Below are 15825 nucleotides of genomic sequence, written 5' to 3'. Positions count from 1 at the left end.
AATCCTACCCTTCAGAACTAGCTATGGCTTTCCCTTCCCAAACCACAAGTACATTATCGGCAAAAGTATCACTCACCATTTGCAACTCTTCTTGCTTCAGCACCAGCACACGAATTTTTCGTTCAATCATCTTTTCAAGCTTGTCTATTAGACTTTGCAGGTAAGCTCTGTCAATTTCACCAACCAAAACAAGGTCGATAAGGCCAGAGTCAATACCTTTTGCATAGTCTCCAGTTATAAAGGCAAGTTCCACATTGCCAAGGCGTTTTATAACCTGATCCACAAGTTGGTCGATTCCAAGCGTTTTTGCCACAATGGCCCGTATTTCTGGAAAGAGCGGGTGTTTTATGTTGGCCCTATAGACTTTTGTTCGACCTTCGTCGTGGGTCTCTAAGAGGCCTGCTTCTGTAAGGCGATTCAGTTCTACCCGCACAGCGTTAGTCGACTCGCCAAATTCATCGGAGAGTTCCCGCAAATACCCTTTGTTTTCCGGGTTCAGAAAGAATTTTAAAAGCAGTTTTATTCGGGTTTTTGATGTGATAAGAGATTCAAGCATGTGTTATTGAATATTTCCTTTCCCTTTTTGAGTCATTTTATTACTCAAAATAGAGATTGTCAAAAAACAAGGGAAGCACCTTCTCTAAAAAAGTGCTCCCCTTAATCTACACCTCTTTTTACGCATTATCTCGCATGGAATGCCGCGGGCGCCGCTGGAAAAGGTCTGGCGGCAGAGCTGCAAGAAAGATGGCGAGAATAATAATGGCACTGCCCCATATTTCGTTGGTCGTTGGCATCTCTTTGCTCAAGAGAGCGGCAAGGCTAATGCCCGTTACTATTTCCACTGTACATACAAGACTGGCAGCTGTGGCTGAAATATATTTAAGGGCTGTGTAGTACGCTGCGTACGCCAACAAGCTTCCTATAGCGGTGAGAAGGAAGATAGATCCCCAATCGCTGCGGGAAAGGAGTGCAATATCGTGCCATCCAGCAGAGAGATGCTTTGCAAGAACCATGCAGAGTCCACCCCAGAGATGGGAATAAAAAATAAGGCTGCCTTGGGTAATGCGTCCTTCTTTCGCTATTTTTCGCCCCAAGAGAGATTGACCGGCTAGCCCCATAACGGCTACAAGCCCCCAAAGAATTCCTGGAAGGGCAATGTTTTGAGCTCCGCCTTTTCCGAAAAACATGCCCACCCATACACCGAGAAGAATAAGAAAAGCCGACACAATCTGGGCGAAGGTGGGGCGTTCCCGCGTAATAAAAATTCCACCTATGAGGGTGACGAGAGGGAAGGTGTAGTGAATAATAAGGGCGGCAGAAACTGTGAGATATTTTAAAGAGTAAAGAAATCCCGTATAGGTGCACACTACAGAGAGAATACCGTAGATAAAAAGAAGCCCCTGTTCCTGTACTGTCTTTTTCAGGGAGGCGCGGTCGCACCATGCCAGGTAGGTGCCACAGCAGATGGTAACGAGAAAGGCTCGCAGCACTATAACTGTTGCCATATCCACACCTCGAAGGGCAAGAGCACGCCCTAAAGGACTTACCACGCCCCAGGAAATTCCTGTGCAGAGTGCAAAAAGAATGCCAATAAAGTGTTTGTTCATGTTTTTTACTATCTCCATGGATATATTTTGCTTGAGAGGCAATATTTGAAATTATATCATGATAGCGGGGGAAGGGAGCCACATCTGGCTCCCTTAAAAGTTTATAGCGGCCAATAACGATGAAGAATATTCCTCGTTTTGCGCCGTATCTTCTTTATGCGAGCACTCACAGCCTGTTGGGTACGTTGTAACTTTTCAGCTATTTCTTTCTGCGTATACCCTAAGAAAAGTGCCTGGATAAGGAAGATCTCTTCCCGGGTAAAATAGCGCTCTAGCATATCGATATATTCAATAGGAAGGTTTTTCCTCGGGGCTGCCATTACCACTTCAAGTTGAGGGGTAAACTCGCAGGCGTAAGGAGTTCTGCGATATCGTCTGGCTGCGTCTCGAACTCGCCCCGGTAATCGTTTGGAAATATACTCTTTTTTAGACTTTTCCGGCGGGCATTTTTGTATAAGAGAGAGATAGGCTATAATGCCTTCTTGTTTCAAATCTTCAAACTCGGCACCTCTACCAACATATCGTCGTGCCGTTATTTCAATAAAGTGACGAACCCAACACTTAAATTTTTCTGTTTCTTCAATTCGTTTATTGGCACTCACTCCATTCTCACCCTCTTTTGGTTGATTTTTATGGCGAGATGAACGAAGTTACGACGACCGTAGGGCAAGATGGTGTGAAATCCGGCTTTTTCTGCTAATTTGCAGAAATGGGATTGATATTTATGCATAACTACCACGTCTGCAGCACAACCTTTCATATGAAGACTATGAGGGACACCGCCTACTTCTTTGTTATGGGTTGGGCAACGGTATCCACTCGTGAGAATAAGAGGTTTTCCCCAAAGGGTTCTCAGTTTTTCAAGGCATAGCGTCAATTGAGGCCATACTTTTGCCTGTTGACAACAACGACATTGAAATTCCCGCAAGTTAAAGTGGGGTGTAAGCTGGAAATCATTAAGAAGCTGTTTCACTGTTCATGCCTCCTCCAATATGTGTGATAGCGCTTTCGAGGCGCCGGATGGCTTCCGTGAGTTCGTCAAGCCTTTTCTCCATACGTACAAGCAGATAGGCTGCTACCGCCACAGAAAAGCCATTTTGAAGACACAAGGACCAAAAGTCCTCCATCTCTATCACCTCCTTTTAGAAACATGAAAAGGCGACCGGGAAATTCCCGGCCGCCTTTATAGTCGTTTACCCTTCAATAAGAGGAGTCACAGTGGTCTCTACCATCTCTGCGCTTGCAATAGCAGTAAGGCCATTTACAAAAATGTTGTTATCGATAAGGGCCTGCATGGCACTGCGGACCTCAGGCTCTGTTATATCTGCCCGTGGATATCGCAGGGAGATGGTTCGTTTTTTTCCGTCGGACGTTCCAAACTTGAGTCGTACGCTCTTCATATGTATCCCCCCTTTTTATCTAAACTCTACGATACCTGATAACTACTGCTCTTCAACGGCGTTACTATCGATCTTCAGCGTTTCCTCGAGAGGATACTCAAGCAAGGAAGCAAGAGATTTCGCGACAAGATCTACTTTGTCAGCTTCGGCTTCAGGTAATACATCAGAGAAGTTCATGCTTTTAAGAACCATGTCGCCATTTTCATCGGGACCAAGATTAATGCGAAGCTGTAGCCGACTTTCAACAGGAATATACAGAGACACGAGCCACACCTCCTTTCTTTTACCAGCCTTCACCCTTATAAGTGGGGTCAAGGGGTAAAAGATACAAATACGTGGGGGGAGAAGTTCCCCAAGTAGGGCCTTTCGTCGAACAGCTGGCCTTGTAAAATACGTGGCATCAGGCTGTGCAACGTGCAGTAAAGCCAGGAGAGGTTCTTGGTACATGATGGCCCTTCCTGAGCGCGTAAATAACGTCGCTGGAAGGTTTTTGGAGGTAGGGTGGTGCTAGGTTTTGCTCTATGTACTACATGCCGGCCAATGGTTGCTTGTTGCATACTATTGATAGTGTGGGTAAGAGGACGGGAGAAAGCCCCTCCCGTAGTTGAAACGCTGCTTCGTTTTCACTACAAGAGGGGCTTTGTTACTGTTCTATGAATGCCTTATCAACCGAAGTTGATGGCAACTCCACCAGCAAGTATAAGGACAATGCCAATCCATTGGGGAATTAAAATAGGTTCCCTATAGAGTACTCTCCCCCAAAATGCCGCAAAGAGGGGGCTAGATGCAGTAATAGGAGTTACTACCGATGCAGGAGCATATCTCATCGCTTCTGACGTCAGGAAGCCTCCCAACCCCATTGATAGAACTCCCACTGTTATCATCATGAGCATGTTTTTAAGCGGCATTTTAAAAAAAGGCTCTTGTCGCCCGTTTCTAAACCAAGAGATGCCCCAGCACAGCCATATAGATATGAAGAAAGAAATAGATTGCCAGAAAACAAGGGCCTTGGGCGAAATATTACCTGCAGTCATTCCCCATCTAGTTAAAACAAAGTTAACACTCCAAAAAAAAGCTGCGAAGAGTGCCAGAAGAACTCCCTTAAGAGATTTCTGCTTTGGTTCCTCTTTTTTCATGCGGAAGACCACTAATCCAACAAAAATACAGATTGTTCCCACAACCGTTGCCGTGGTAGCTTTTTCGCCAAGGAAAAGAATCGCCGCAACACTTGCAAAGAAGGGATAGGTACCTGTAATAGCGGTAGCGGTACCAGGCCCTATAAGTTTAATGCCGTGGAAAAAAAGCGAGTCGCCAACTAAAAGAGCCGATAGCCCACCAATGGAAACCAGGAAGGCCGAATGGAAAGCAACTCGCATTATATCTGGAGAAAATGCCGCTATAACCAGACCACATCCTAAAAATCCAATGCTACGCACAGCCTGCATCTTCAATGCAGAACTGCTCGCAATGCAATAGCGATAGATAATAGGGGCACTTCCCCACACAAAAGCGACAAGAAGGCTATAAAAAACTCCAATAATATTCACAGACACTACCTTCGAGACTTTCTTTTAAAAACTTACTTTTTTAACATTTCTCGAATAGAATCGCTGTAAGCCTTTGTGCGAGTCCAGCCTTCCTCATAGTTTTCTTTGACAATAGCCTTGAAAGCCCGTTTTTCAAGTGCATAAAGCTGACGGACAGAGATACCACCTGGAGTGCTCGTCTCTTTCAATAGGCCTGCTATATTATCAATTTGTCGTTCCCAAACTTTTAAACAACCTTCTACTGTCCCAAAGGCCATATGAGATGCCGTTTTATGGTCAATGCCAAGAAGTAGAGCAGATTCTACCATGGCTTCGAAGAAAGCATAGACAGGTGCAGGGCCTGTAGTAGCTGTAGCAACGTTGATTTTCTCTTCGTCGAGCATATAAGCTTTCCCCATGGAATCAAAAAGTTTCATGAGATTTTCTCTCTGAGTATCGTTAAATTTTTTGTTAAAGGCTACAGCAACTACTCCATGGCCAATGCGGCTGGGAGGGTTGGGAAGAGCCCTGGCAATGGCAAGGTCTGGGAAGATATCCTCATAAAGTTTCATGGGTATGCCCGATGAGATGGAAACAAGGGCTTTGCCACTGAAATCAGGGTTCATTTTACGAAGTTCCTCTGCAAGATCTATTGCATTATCAGAGCGAACACAAATAAACACAAAATCTGCAGCCTTAATAACGTCAGCCTTATCAGAAGCAACTGTAAGGCCATAGCGATCGTGCATTTCTTTTTCACGAGCTTTAAAAACATCGGTAATGTGGATATCCTCCGCTTTAACAAGCCCGCTGCCCAAAATATTTTGAGTTAGAATTTCACAAATGAGACCCGCACCAATAAATCCAATTTTCATAATGTCATACCTCCGATATGGTTTCTATATTTTGTGAAGTCGCGGCTTGCTGTATACCATAACTCCAGCGAAAAGCAGCAACGTTCAGGCTTAAAAAGGCAATAGATACAAGACGATAGGCTATTGTATAGTTCAGGTATGCCGCAATAGAGCTAATAATTGCAGGGACTATAAAGAAAGTACCTGAATAAAGCAGCCCATAGATTGCTGCAAGCTTTGTACGCGTTCGATCATCACCTAAATCCCCTACCAGGCACGTCATGGCAGGGAATCCGATTCCCATTCCAATGCCGAAAAAAATTCCTAAGAATACAAGTTGCCATGAGGATGAGGCGAAACTCGTACCTAAAATACCAATGGCTGTAACAAAGGTAGTAGCTCCTGCTAAAAGACGACGAGGGAAACGATTCAAAAGGGAGCCTCCTAAAGTACGGATTGCCAGAGACGTAACGGCAACAGGAAGGAAAAACGCCGTAGCCACAAGATGTCGTTCATAAGCAAGAGACACGAAGGTAATCTGCATGGCATCCACTAAGGAGAAAACGAACATGACAGCCATGAATGCAAGGATTGGGCGCATGGTGAATATTTCTTTGTAGCTAGCAGCCCCTTTCTCTTCTTTACAAAGGCTGGGGTGTTCTAGCTCTCCTCTGAAGCGAAGACTGAGCAATAATCCGCCTAACACAACTGCTACAAGAGTTAAAGAGTAGACGTGCGGATAGCCTTTAAGGAGAATCCATTCAAGGCAAGGCGCAAGTATGAGAGATGGAAGAACGTACCCCAAAGAGATCAGGGCGATATCCCGTCCTCGCGTCTGTTTTGGAACGAGAACCATTTGATAAGCTATCATGGAAACTCCCTGAAGCGTAAAGCCGAAGCCAAGAAGTACTTTGTAGAAGATAGCAAGTCCCACTGTTAATGGACCAACAGCCAAAGCTACGGAAGCAACCAGTAGTAATAGAAATCCAACTTTCAGAGAGCGATCAAGACCAATTCGTTCTACTATCAAAGGAGCGAATGGTCGAGAAAGAGCTGATACTCCATACCCGGCCCCCATTATCCATCCCAGCCATGGGCCAGTATCGAAACCAACACTGGAAAAATAGGCCGGAAGGAAGTAGTAGCCACTATCCATCGCCGCTGCTGAAAACGTCATAAATAGAAGTTGGAACACTACTGGGCTATATGTCATAGCTAATCGTTCGCCAGCTCTCTAAGAGCATGAGACATGATGCACGTACTGCGGAGCAGGCGATCTATGAGAACTCTTTCATTCGCCCCGTGAGCGAAGTCCGGTTCATCATTGAAAGCCCCCCCAAATGGAACCATATTCGGCATTTTTTTCGAATATGTGCTGCCACACATAGATAGTAATCGAGGCTCCTCATTTGTCGCGCTCTTATAGCCCCTGGATAAGGCCTGAATGAGACGAGATTGAGGAGATACAAGCAGTGGTGCCATCTGAGTTTGTATATCAAGAACAATAGCTTCTTTGAGGCAAATAGATTTAATTTTAGAGCAAGCATCTTCGAAAGAAATTGTCTCAGCTGGTATATAGATCCCTACAAAGAAAGAAGCATTGTTGTTGTCTCCTTTAAGTTGAGCCAAATTACAGGTAATATCCCCCGTATGAGGATGAGAAGCCGCTAAACCTAGACCTGATAGATCAGGGGAAAGGGCAATGTTTTCTCCAATAAAGCGAAAGAAACGACGGTATGTTTCTGCCATATCCAATTTTGCCATTAGAGAACAGAGCCTTCCAATGGCATTCACACCCAATCCAGGTAAGGTTGCATGCGCAGCTTTACCCATAACGGAAATCTTCAGATGGGAGTCGTGCCAACTGGTAGAAATTGGCCAGTGAAGTTCTGCTGCCATCTTTGTCAGAATACCCTTCGCTTCTTCCAATTCCCTTTTTCCCCCTGAAAGGAGGGCTTCCGCTTTTGCTGGCACAGATCCCGTGCTTTCACCCCCGTTGTAAGAAAGAGGCGTGATTTTACCTGGGAGATTTCCAGTGAAATTGGTTTTGCCAATAAACTTGAGAGCCCCTTTCTCTGCATTGATTACCGGGTATTCTCCGTCGGGAGTGTACCCCATCAGCCAAGGGCCTTCAGATTCTAGATAGGCTGTTACATCTCTCATTTTGCCGGATTCTTCGTCTAGACCGAAAATAATCCGAATCTTATTTTTCAAAGGAACGCCAGAGTCTGCCAGCGCTTTTAATGCAAAGAGGGAGCTGAAAAGAGGTCCTTTATCATCTTGTGTTCCTCTGCCCCGTATGTGGTTATCAACTATATCTCCACAGAAAGGATCGAAATCCCAATTTTCTCCTGGAGGAACCACATCAAGGTGCCCCATGGCTCCAACAATTTCCTCGCCATCACCATATTCAGCCCATGCCACTTTGCCATCGAGATTAACAGTATGAAACCCTAAGGATTGGGCTACATGCAGAGCATGGTCCAGGGTACGCCCTATCTCCCTGCCATAGGGACAGTCGGGCTGAGGTGCGGAACAAATGCTGGGAATGCGGACACTCTCCTGAACAGTCTGTATCAGTTCTTGCGATCGAGAGAGTACTAATTCATCGAGATTCTTCATCCTCTAAACCTCCGCTTCCTTAAGGAAAAAGTATGATGTTCTGCCGCTTTGCAGCGGCAGAACATCGACATATATTAAAGAAAGTCGCAAATATACTCCGACAGTTCTGCACATCTGATCTTGAAGACAGTGTTTGCAGGGACCATATAGACCTCGCCTACGCCTACTTTTCGCCAGTCAGCGTCTCCAGGGAAAAAGACTTCCACAGAACCTGCAGTCATTAACACTTTCTCTGGCCCGTCAGAATGGAACTCATAATCGCCTGGGAGATACACTCCCAACGTTTTACGACTTCCGTTGGGGAAAATTAGAGTACGACTCTGAACTTTCCCTCCAAAGAAGCTATTGACTTGAATTTTAACCTTAACAGCGTCAAAAAAATCAGACATCTACACGTCCTCCTCATAGGCTACTCTGCAAGCTGAGCGTCTCTTTTGGCGGCTTTCCGAGCAGCTTTTTCAGGATCAAGATAATCGGTTTCAAACTCCTTCGTAAGACGGAATATGAGCGGAGACAACAAGACCAACGCCACAACGTTCACATATACGGGAACGGCAGATTGAATGTCTAAAACCATCCAGACCACTGAGGGAACCATGTTGTTATAGAAAGCATAGAGAGTAAAGAGCAGGGGAACACCAGGACCAGTGAAACGAACGAACTGAATATACTTCATGCGCTGTTCACGTGTCTTATTTCTAGTGCAATAGACGATCAGGGATTCCAAGTATGAGAACCAACCTGTTGTGGTGGTCAAAGCAAAAATAAGCATGAAAAATGACAGCGCATATGCACCGTATGACCCAAATACTGCTGTCAAAGCGTCGCCTACAGCGCCAGCCCCGCCATGACCACTCTTCCAGGCACCGGTAACTATCACCATCAGGCCTGAGATGGAACAGACTATAATGGTGTCTACAAAGACTTCAAAAGCTCCCCACATACCCTGACGAGCAGGGTGGTCCACTTCCACTGTAGCGTGGATAATGGCGGAACTTCCCCAACCGGCTTCATTGCTATAGACGCTACGGGCAACGCCAACCTGAACAGCTTTCATAACCCCTACACCAGCAAATCCGCCGACAGCGGCACAGGGCGTAAATGCATAATAAAAGATGCTGGCAAACGCATCTTTAAGAGCTCCAAAGTCTTGGAAAATAACAAAAAGCCCTGCCGTAACATAAAGGACAACCATAGCAGGAACGACGTTTTCTGCGAATTTAACCACGCGAGGGATACCGCCAAGAACAATGTAATAACAAAGGAGGGTATAAGCAATGCTCATCCCAATAGCGGTATATTTGCTTAGATTGAAAGAGCGTTGAAAAGATTCCATTATGGTGTATGGGCCAGGAGCAAAATAGAAAGCACCAATCATGAAAACGGTGAATACAATAGCTAGTACCTTACACCATTTCCAACCTCGTTCTTGAACAAGCCCTTTTTCAATGTAAAAGGCGGCACTTCCGTAGCATGTCCCATCTGGGAAACGCTGTTTATAATGTTGAGTCAAAATAATCTCGGCCATTTTAGTGACCATTCCCACCAAGGCCGCAATCCACATCCAGAATAACGCACCTGGGCCACCAATGGCTATGGCGCTGGAAACTCCAGCAATGTTACCTGTACCTACAGTCCCCCCCAGGGCTGTGGCAAAGGCTCCAAAAGCGCTAATAAATCCTTTCTCTTTCTCCTCTTTTTTCTTCTTTCTAAAAAGGGTTCCTATAGTGTTATATACGATATCTCCAGCCCGTCTAAATTGAAAGAAACGCATTCCTATTGTCAGGTACAAACCCATAACAATAAAAATAATAGGGAAAAAACGGTTCCAAAGAACTTTCCAAGCGAAGAACTCTAACCATTTCGTTACTAGTGCAACGTCCATGGGCTACAGGCACCTCCTTGTAATGTGACACCTTACAGTGCCGGAGTAAAAAAACTGCCAGCGCATAAAAGGGATATATAAAGGTGGTTTGACGCTGTTTAGACCCTAAGCTATCTAAAATACGAGATATGACTGTTACGAATCGTAACGATTCCTATCAAAGTTCTTTTCTTAAAACTGGAAACAATAGGTGCTAGAGAAAAGTTAGGAAAAACTCCTAACTTTTCTCTTATCTATAAATAACTCCTCTGTACACCTAGCCACGACTCCACTTTTTCTTGGCGTCCTTTTTAATGTCGATCTTGAGCTTGTAATGAACGCCACGTTTATCCTGCTCGGCCATAACCCAGTTGTAGAAATCGTCATCAGCTGCAAGTTTTTCAGCAGAGACCATTCCACATCCCTTAATTCTGCCTTCACACATAGCACGGGCAAAAATGCCGCAGGTACTGGCCGTACACCAAGCCATAGATGAATAGCCGCTGTCAGGATCCTCAACTTGTGCTATTTCCCACGTGTAATTTACGGCATCGCCATTTTTATATCCCTTGGTGATAATGCGCATAACAGACATATCAAGGTCACCAGGAAGTTTCTTATATTTATCAGCGAAGAGGCTGAAGAGAATTTCACGCGGTACAAGTTTATGTCCGGCAATCTCTCTAGGTTCCCAATCGAAGAGATCGAGATCTACCAGGAAACGCATCTGCTGAGTCAACCCAGGCCAACGAACAGTATAGGCGGCCATGTTGGGCACATTGTGGAAGCTGCGGAAAAGGCTTCCAAGGCCATTACTGGTAAAGGCTTCCATAACCGGATAATCTTCGATTTGAAATTCTTTAAGCTCACTCAATGCCTTAATTACAATTTCCTGTCCGTTACGGACGACAGTGGTAGGCTGTGCAAACTGATTGAGGTTATCTGTGAAAGACCAGGTGGTAGTGTAGTTAAAAGGAGGGCGCGGATTATAAGGAATGCCGCCAACGTAAACATACATCTCCTCACATTTGTCGAGAAGGTGGTAACCACGTCCAGCAAAAAAGTTGCTCATCCCAGGCTCAAAGCCAATCATTGAAATACCGAGCCCGCCTGTTTCTTTCCCGATCTTATCGAAAGGTTCGTCGGAACGACCATGCATGCTGGAGACACTGGCAAGCTTTTTCCCATATTTCATAGCGATCTCAGTCACCTTATACCCTACTGTTCCAGGCATAGCAGCGGTAACGATATCTACATCTTTGGTAATTTCCTGAAAAAGCTTCTCGTCTGTGGCAGACCCCTTGACGGTTTTTACATCAGGGAAGAGGCGCTTCGTTTCAGCCAAATTCTCTTCGCTCATATCAAGGACAGTAACATCAAAATCTTTTATCATATCGTTGACAATACAACGACCAACCATCCCTGCACCAATTTGTAATGATTTGCGTTTAGCCATATTGAAAACTCCCTTCTGAATATTTTTGCGTTAAACGCGCAGAAAAGAAGTTAAAGTTACGTACGACTCGCTCAGCAACGAAATGAATTCATTGAATCCATTGTGTACATCAATTACAATATCACAAAAAAACCTTCTGTCAACGATTACGCTGCAGCGTCTCATCGTACTTTATACACTACATATTCCTTATATCCTGTAATGAGATGGATATAACCGGAAAATTTCTGATTAATGGGTGTATCGCCGGTATCGATAAGTAAAGGAGAACCTTCCAAAGAACAAAGTTTAGCTGGTGTACAGAGAACAAAGAGATCATCACGAGATACAAAGTGAAGAACACGAGGACTTATTTGCTGGTTTCCTCGCCCCAAAAGAAAACCCTGTCCACCAATAGGGGTTATAAGAAGTTTCACCTTTTTATGCTGAGCGCAAAGCTTTAATAGTGCTTCTTCTGAAAGATCTTTTCCTACAAGACGTTTGTTGCAAACACAATCCACACCTAAAAGAGAGTAATCAAGGTTCAGAGCAGACATAACAGCCCTTGTGGTTGTTCCCGGCCCAATGATGTACAGCGTATCGGCATCCATTTCGTTGTGAATAATATGATCAGCTATTGCTTGGTGTACAGCTTCTTCAGAAGCAGGACTTCCTGCTTTAAGCCGTTGCACTCTTCTTCTTTCGAAAGGGATATTGAGATACCCATAAAGCTTAGCAGTTACAACTCCGCTTCTGAAGAGGTCTTCATCAATATCCATTACCTCTGCGAGTTTCTTTTGTGTACTCTGCCCTTTCAAGTATAATTGAGCCACTTCACCAGCCTGTTGCGGAGAACAGCCAAAAACAGCTGAGTGAATTTTCACTCCGGAGGGGATGCCGAGTACTGCAAGTTGAGAGCCCACACTCTCACATATGTCACGGGCCGTACCATCTCCTCCGGCAAAAAGTAGAAGATCCACTTTTTGTTTTAACAACTCTTTTGCTGCAAGGATTGTGTCTTCACAAGTAGTGTTTTTTCCAGATATCACTCCTTTCAATAAGATTGTTGGGGAGAACCCCTTTTGTTTTGCTACTCTTTCTCCCATATCTCCCGGAAAGGTAAGAATTTGTATTCCCTCTTTTATGTCTAAAAGTTTTTCCAGGGCCTCAGCAGCGCGCTCCGGAGCATGAGAGGTGGCTCCCATCTCCAGAGCCCGTGCCAATATAGCGGGGCCATCAGTTCCCTTGAGCCCAACTTTGCCACCCATTCCAGCAATTGGATTAATGATGAGCCCCAGCTTTTTCATGCCTTGTTACTCCTCTATCCGTCTTTTTTCAAAATAGCCCTGATATTTCTTTTGATAACTCCTCCACGTAATAGCCCACTTCTCAGGGTCATCAAAATAAGAGTGGTCTACTGTATGGATCGTACTCTTATGAGGGGCTGTTTTAACTATCTCCGGGTTTTCGTAAGCTTCTTTCACAATCTGTTCAGTGATAGCTATAAACTCGTCCAGCTCTTGTTTTGAGTAAGATTCCGTTGGCTCGATAGTGAAAGGTTCTGGAACTATCCAGGGTTCATGGCTTGTCCAATAGTGGACACCAAAATCGAACATCCTGTTCTGTACATCAGTTGTGGTTACACCCGTTTCTTCTTTCAGTTTCTGCCAACTGTAACGGACTTGCTCTACCCTGTGTTCCCCTTCAGCATATGGTGCAGAAGCACCTCGTATAGCCAGGATTTTTCTAAAAATATAGTTATTATTTAAGACTGCCACCCTGGCCGCTTCCTTAATACCATCGGCTCCTAAAGCCCGAACCCACGCATAGGCTTTGAGAATGGCGGGGAGGGTCCCATAAAAGTTTTTAATTTTCCCTACAGAATGGGGAAGGTTATAGTTTAAAGAAAAAGCACCCGTCTTCATGTTTTTTTCTACAAGGGGGGCAGGAAGATACTGTTTCAACCTTTCTGTAACGCCGACAGCACCACTTCCCGGGCCGCCGCAGCCATGGGGAGCCGAAAAGGTTTTATGAAGGTTGAAGAAGCAAATATCGAAGCCGGCCTCCCGAGCGCGAGTTATGCCCATAATGCCGTTGAGATTTGCCTGATCGTAGCTGCAAAGACCTCCAACGCTATGTACCAGATCTGTAAAATCCTTGATCCGCGAATTATAAATTCCAATATCTTCAGGGTTTGTAATCATAAGAGCAGCTGTTCGTTCTGAAACAGCATTTTTAAGGGCTTCGAAATCTGGACGTCCGTCGTCGCCAGGGTATATTGTGATGATTTTAAAACCTTTAAGTTTAGCTACCGCAGCGTTAGAAGGATGGGAATATATGGTCGTGATAATTTCATCTTTTGTTTCTGTCTGCCCCGTATGCTCAAGCCAGGCTCTGATAATGGAAATAATGGAATAAAGAGCTTGAGAACCTCCACCTGTCTGAAGAGAAAAAGCGTCCATTCCAGAAATAGCCCTCAAAGCAATATCCATGTTATAGATAATTTCAAGAGCCCCCTGAACTGTAGATTCATCTTGATATGGGTGGAGCTGGCTTATTTTGGGATTTTGTGCCAGGACCTCGTTTATTTTGGGGTTGTACTTCATCGTGCACGTCCCCTGCCCAATATCAATGTTCAGATCAGCACCGAGGTTTTCCTGAGAAAGGCGAAGATAGTGTTTTAAAACCCTCATTTGTCCCATTTCAGGAAGGTTTGCCTCATCTGATCGGACCATATGGGCAGGAAGCTTTTTTATAGGATCTTTAACGGTGTTCTGTATTCCTTCTTCTATCTCGGGCAAGAGCACTCCCCGTTCGCCTGGTGTTGAGAGCTCGTAAATAATGGGTTCGTCCCACCGCGCCTGATGGAAGTCTCTCAGTTTGGTTTGCATATTCATTCCCATGAGCGTTCATTCCTTTCTTTCAATTTATACAAGAATTTCGCCTAGAGCTGTGATGAGAGTATCCATGTCTTGTTGCGTTGTAACTTCTGTTACGCTGTAAAGAGCGCTCTCGCCATAGCTTGGGAAAAGTTTCGAGACATTGAGGCCACCAAAAATATTCCTATCTAATAGAGCTTTATTAATCTCCTTCACAGACTTTCCTGTTCCATCAAAGTTCACAATAAACTCTTTAAAATGAGGGGTGGATTGAAGGGGTATTTTTACGCCTGGAAGCACCGCCATTTTTTCCATAAGGTACTGACAGCGTATATAAACGTTCTCTCCAAGCTCCTTCATGCCTTTTGGCCCCATAAGAGCTACGTAGACCCCTGCAGTAATTCCCCAGAGAGCCGCTGCTGTTCCAACAAATTCTTTAGCTTTTTCTCGCTCTGCAAAGGATGTTCGTTCCCAAGCTACATCTCCAAATCCCCACTCACCATGGGTTGTGGGAGCTATTCCAAAAAGCCGGGATGGATACTCTCTAACGAAGGTTTCGTCGTCCCGAGTAGCCATGAACCCACCCCGGGCTCCACCATAACATTGATGCATACCAAGAGGTTGTAGGTCTCCGCAAACAATATCTGCCCCGTAACGGGACGGAGGCGTCAGGAGTCCCATAGAGGAAGGATCCACACCTACAACCATAAGAGCTCCAGCCTCATGAAGGATTTTCGCTATGTGGGAACCATTGGAATCTATAGTGCCGATAAAAGATGGGTTTTCAAAATAGAGAACAGCAGTTTTAGACGATGTAAGGCTTTTGAGTTTCTGTACATCAAGGCATCCTGTTTTAGGATCGCAGGGGACGCAGACTATTGAGAGATCTGGGTTGCAGTAATTTTTTATAACTGCTTTTGTTTCTGGATGAATATTTTCAGCCACAAGCACTTCGCTGCGGTTCGCAATTCTGGAAGCCATTCTGATGGCTGTGGCTGCGGCCTGAGCTCCATCATATGTTGGAACGTTTACAACATCCATATCCACAAGCTCGGCCATCATGCTTTCATATTCAAAAAGAGCTTGAAATCTTCCGTGATCTTCGTAAGGCTCTCCTGCGTAGGCCGTAAGAAATTCCGAACGTTGGTTTATTTCATCGCATATGGCGGGAACGTAGTGGTTCCAGCACCCTCCGCCAAGAAAACTAATATTTTCTGTAGTAGTGGCATTCTTTGAAAGAACCTGTTGCACATGTCGCTTAAGCTCAATTTCAGAAAGGAGGGGGGCGGGAAGATCAAGTGGTTTGTGAAGCCTTAATTCATAAGGGATACACTCAAAAAATTCATCAATGCTTTCCGCACCTATTTCCTTCAACATTTCTTCCTGAATATGAGGAACGGAGTTTGGAATATAAGGGTATACGACCTTTTTCTTGTCCATGAGCTTCCTCCTCTTTCTTACTATATAATTCTTTTAGTATTCATGGAATACATAGTATTCATAATCCATTTTCCCCGTCCTGTCAAGTTTTTTCAATTTCTAAAATTTCATAAACAACTCGATACAAGAGATACTTTTAGAATGGGAACAACCAGATTCGACATCTTTTCCTTCTCGCCGCATAAATTTCTAAGGTCC

General features: G+C 44.7%; 17 protein-coding genes. All 17 read right to left on the bottom strand.

The window, feature by feature from the left end:
• Nucleotides 1–4 precede the first annotated feature (4 nt).
• Nucleotides 5–556, bottom strand: coding sequence for a winged helix-turn-helix domain-containing protein (locus B4J50_RS09565; protein ID WP_286934272.1), 552 nt, complete (start codon nucleotides 554–556; stop codon nucleotides 5–7).
• Between the two features lie 118 nt (nucleotides 557–674).
• Nucleotides 675–1625, bottom strand: coding sequence for a DMT family transporter (locus B4J50_RS09560; RefSeq protein ID WP_084043839.1), 951 nt, complete (start codon nucleotides 1623–1625; stop codon nucleotides 675–677).
• Between the two features lie 83 nt (nucleotides 1626–1708).
• Nucleotides 1709–2209 carry a sigma-70 family RNA polymerase sigma factor gene (locus B4J50_RS09555; protein ID WP_286847127.1) on the bottom strand — a complete coding sequence of 167 codons (501 nt, stop codon included), beginning with the start codon at nucleotides 2207–2209 and terminating at the stop codon, nucleotides 1709–1711.
• A complete protein-coding gene (locus B4J50_RS09550) occupies nucleotides 2206–2580 on the bottom strand; it encodes a YcbK family protein (protein ID WP_286954120.1) in 375 nt (124 codons plus the stop codon). The genes B4J50_RS09555 and B4J50_RS09550 overlap by 4 nt, the downstream gene beginning before the upstream one ends.
• Nucleotides 2564–2734 (bottom strand): YvrJ family protein, encoded by a 171-nt coding sequence (locus B4J50_RS09545; RefSeq protein ID WP_084043838.1) that lies wholly within the window; start codon nucleotides 2732–2734, stop codon nucleotides 2564–2566. The genes B4J50_RS09550 and B4J50_RS09545 overlap by 17 nt, the downstream gene beginning before the upstream one ends.
• A 66-nt stretch (nucleotides 2735–2800) precedes the next feature.
• Nucleotides 2801–3007 carry a DUF2922 domain-containing protein gene (locus B4J50_RS09540; protein WP_024821467.1) on the bottom strand — a complete coding sequence of 69 codons (207 nt, stop codon included), beginning with the start codon at nucleotides 3005–3007 and terminating at the stop codon, nucleotides 2801–2803.
• A gap of 42 nt (nucleotides 3008–3049) precedes the next feature.
• Nucleotides 3050–3271, bottom strand: a complete 222-nt coding sequence (locus B4J50_RS09535; protein ID WP_286847122.1) for a DUF1659 domain-containing protein — start codon at nucleotides 3269–3271, stop codon at nucleotides 3050–3052.
• Between the two features lie 401 nt (nucleotides 3272–3672).
• Nucleotides 3673–4560 (bottom strand): DMT family transporter, encoded by an 888-nt coding sequence (locus tag B4J50_RS09530; protein WP_084043837.1) that lies wholly within the window; start codon nucleotides 4558–4560, stop codon nucleotides 3673–3675.
• A 26-nt stretch (nucleotides 4561–4586) separates the two neighbouring features.
• Nucleotides 4587–5408 carry a pyrroline-5-carboxylate reductase family protein gene (locus B4J50_RS09525; RefSeq protein ID WP_024821464.1) on the bottom strand — a complete coding sequence of 274 codons (822 nt, stop codon included), beginning with the start codon at nucleotides 5406–5408 and terminating at the stop codon, nucleotides 4587–4589.
• A 4-nt stretch (nucleotides 5409–5412) separates the two neighbouring features.
• Nucleotides 5413–6600, bottom strand: a complete 1188-nt coding sequence (locus tag B4J50_RS09520; RefSeq protein ID WP_286847119.1) for an MFS transporter — start codon at nucleotides 6598–6600, stop codon at nucleotides 5413–5415.
• A 2-nt stretch (nucleotides 6601–6602) separates the two neighbouring features.
• The gene (locus tag B4J50_RS09515; RefSeq protein WP_286934275.1) at nucleotides 6603–8009 is read right to left on the bottom strand and encodes a Sapep family Mn(2+)-dependent dipeptidase; all 1407 of its coding nucleotides are present in this window, start codon (nucleotides 8007–8009) and stop codon (nucleotides 6603–6605) included.
• 74 nt (nucleotides 8010–8083) lie between these two features.
• Nucleotides 8084–8398 carry a pyrimidine/purine nucleoside phosphorylase gene (locus tag B4J50_RS09510; RefSeq protein WP_024821461.1) on the bottom strand — a complete coding sequence of 105 codons (315 nt, stop codon included), beginning with the start codon at nucleotides 8396–8398 and terminating at the stop codon, nucleotides 8084–8086.
• 20 nt (nucleotides 8399–8418) lie between these two features.
• Complete coding sequence (locus B4J50_RS09505) at nucleotides 8419–9894, bottom strand: alanine/glycine:cation symporter family protein (protein WP_024821460.1); 1476 nt, start codon at nucleotides 9892–9894, stop codon at nucleotides 8419–8421.
• 256 nt (nucleotides 9895–10150) lie between these two features.
• The gene (locus tag B4J50_RS09500) at nucleotides 10151–11329 is read right to left on the bottom strand and encodes a saccharopine dehydrogenase family protein (RefSeq protein ID WP_024821459.1); all 1179 of its coding nucleotides are present in this window, start codon (nucleotides 11327–11329) and stop codon (nucleotides 10151–10153) included.
• A 161-nt stretch (nucleotides 11330–11490) separates the two neighbouring features.
• Nucleotides 11491–12615, bottom strand: coding sequence for an ATP-NAD kinase family protein (locus tag B4J50_RS09495; RefSeq protein WP_286847113.1), 1125 nt, complete (start codon nucleotides 12613–12615; stop codon nucleotides 11491–11493).
• 6 nt (nucleotides 12616–12621) lie between these two features.
• Entirely contained in the window at nucleotides 12622–14205 is a 1584-nt protein-coding gene (gcvPB, locus tag B4J50_RS09490) for an aminomethyl-transferring glycine dehydrogenase subunit GcvPB (RefSeq protein ID WP_084043901.1), read from the bottom strand.
• Nucleotides 14206–14235: 30 nt separating this feature from the next.
• The gene (gene gcvPA / locus B4J50_RS09485; RefSeq protein WP_024821456.1) at nucleotides 14236–15627 is read right to left on the bottom strand and encodes an aminomethyl-transferring glycine dehydrogenase subunit GcvPA; all 1392 of its coding nucleotides are present in this window, start codon (nucleotides 15625–15627) and stop codon (nucleotides 14236–14238) included.
• Between the last annotated feature and the right edge of the window lie 198 nt (nucleotides 15628–15825).

The sequence above is a fragment of the Aminobacterium sp. UBA4908 genome (assembly GCF_002398115.1).
GTDB lineage: Bacteria > Synergistota > Synergistia > Synergistales > Aminobacteriaceae > Aminobacterium > Aminobacterium mobile.
Note: the sequence above shows the minus strand (reverse complement) of the source record. Positions and strands in the feature narration are given on the sequence as shown.

Coding starts and splice junctions, on each gene's coding strand:
- B4J50_RS09565 (WP_286934272.1), bottom strand. CDS start 556: ATGCTTGAATCTCTTATCACATCAAAAACCCGAATAAAACTGCTTTTA.
- B4J50_RS09560 (WP_084043839.1), bottom strand. CDS start 1,625: ATGGAGATAGTAAAAAACATGAACAAACACTTTATTGGCATTCTTTTT.
- B4J50_RS09545 (WP_084043838.1), bottom strand. CDS start 2,734: ATGGAGGACTTTTGGTCCTTGTGTCTTCAAAATGGCTTTTCTGTGGCG.
- B4J50_RS09540 (WP_024821467.1), bottom strand. CDS start 3,007: ATGAAGAGCGTACGACTCAAGTTTGGAACGTCCGACGGAAAAAAACGA.
- B4J50_RS09525 (WP_024821464.1), bottom strand. CDS start 5,408: ATGAAAATTGGATTTATTGGTGCGGGTCTCATTTGTGAAATTCTAACT.
- B4J50_RS09520 (WP_286847119.1), bottom strand. CDS start 6,600: ATGACATATAGCCCAGTAGTGTTCCAACTTCTATTTATGACGTTTTCA.
- B4J50_RS09515 (WP_286934275.1), bottom strand. CDS start 8,009: ATGAAGAATCTCGATGAATTAGTACTCTCTCGATCGCAAGAACTGATA.
- B4J50_RS09510 (WP_024821461.1), bottom strand. CDS start 8,398: ATGTCTGATTTTTTTGACGCTGTTAAGGTTAAAATTCAAGTCAATAGC.
- B4J50_RS09505 (WP_024821460.1), bottom strand. CDS start 9,894: ATGGACGTTGCACTAGTAACGAAATGGTTAGAGTTCTTCGCTTGGAAA.
- B4J50_RS09500 (WP_024821459.1), bottom strand. CDS start 11,329: ATGGCTAAACGCAAATCATTACAAATTGGTGCAGGGATGGTTGGTCGT.
- B4J50_RS09495 (WP_286847113.1), bottom strand. CDS start 12,615: ATGAAAAAGCTGGGGCTCATCATTAATCCAATTGCTGGAATGGGTGGC.
- gcvPB (WP_084043901.1), bottom strand. CDS start 14,205: ATGAATATGCAAACCAAACTGAGAGACTTCCATCAGGCGCGGTGGGAC.
- gcvPA (WP_024821456.1), bottom strand. CDS start 15,627: ATGGACAAGAAAAAGGTCGTATACCCTTATATTCCAAACTCCGTTCCT.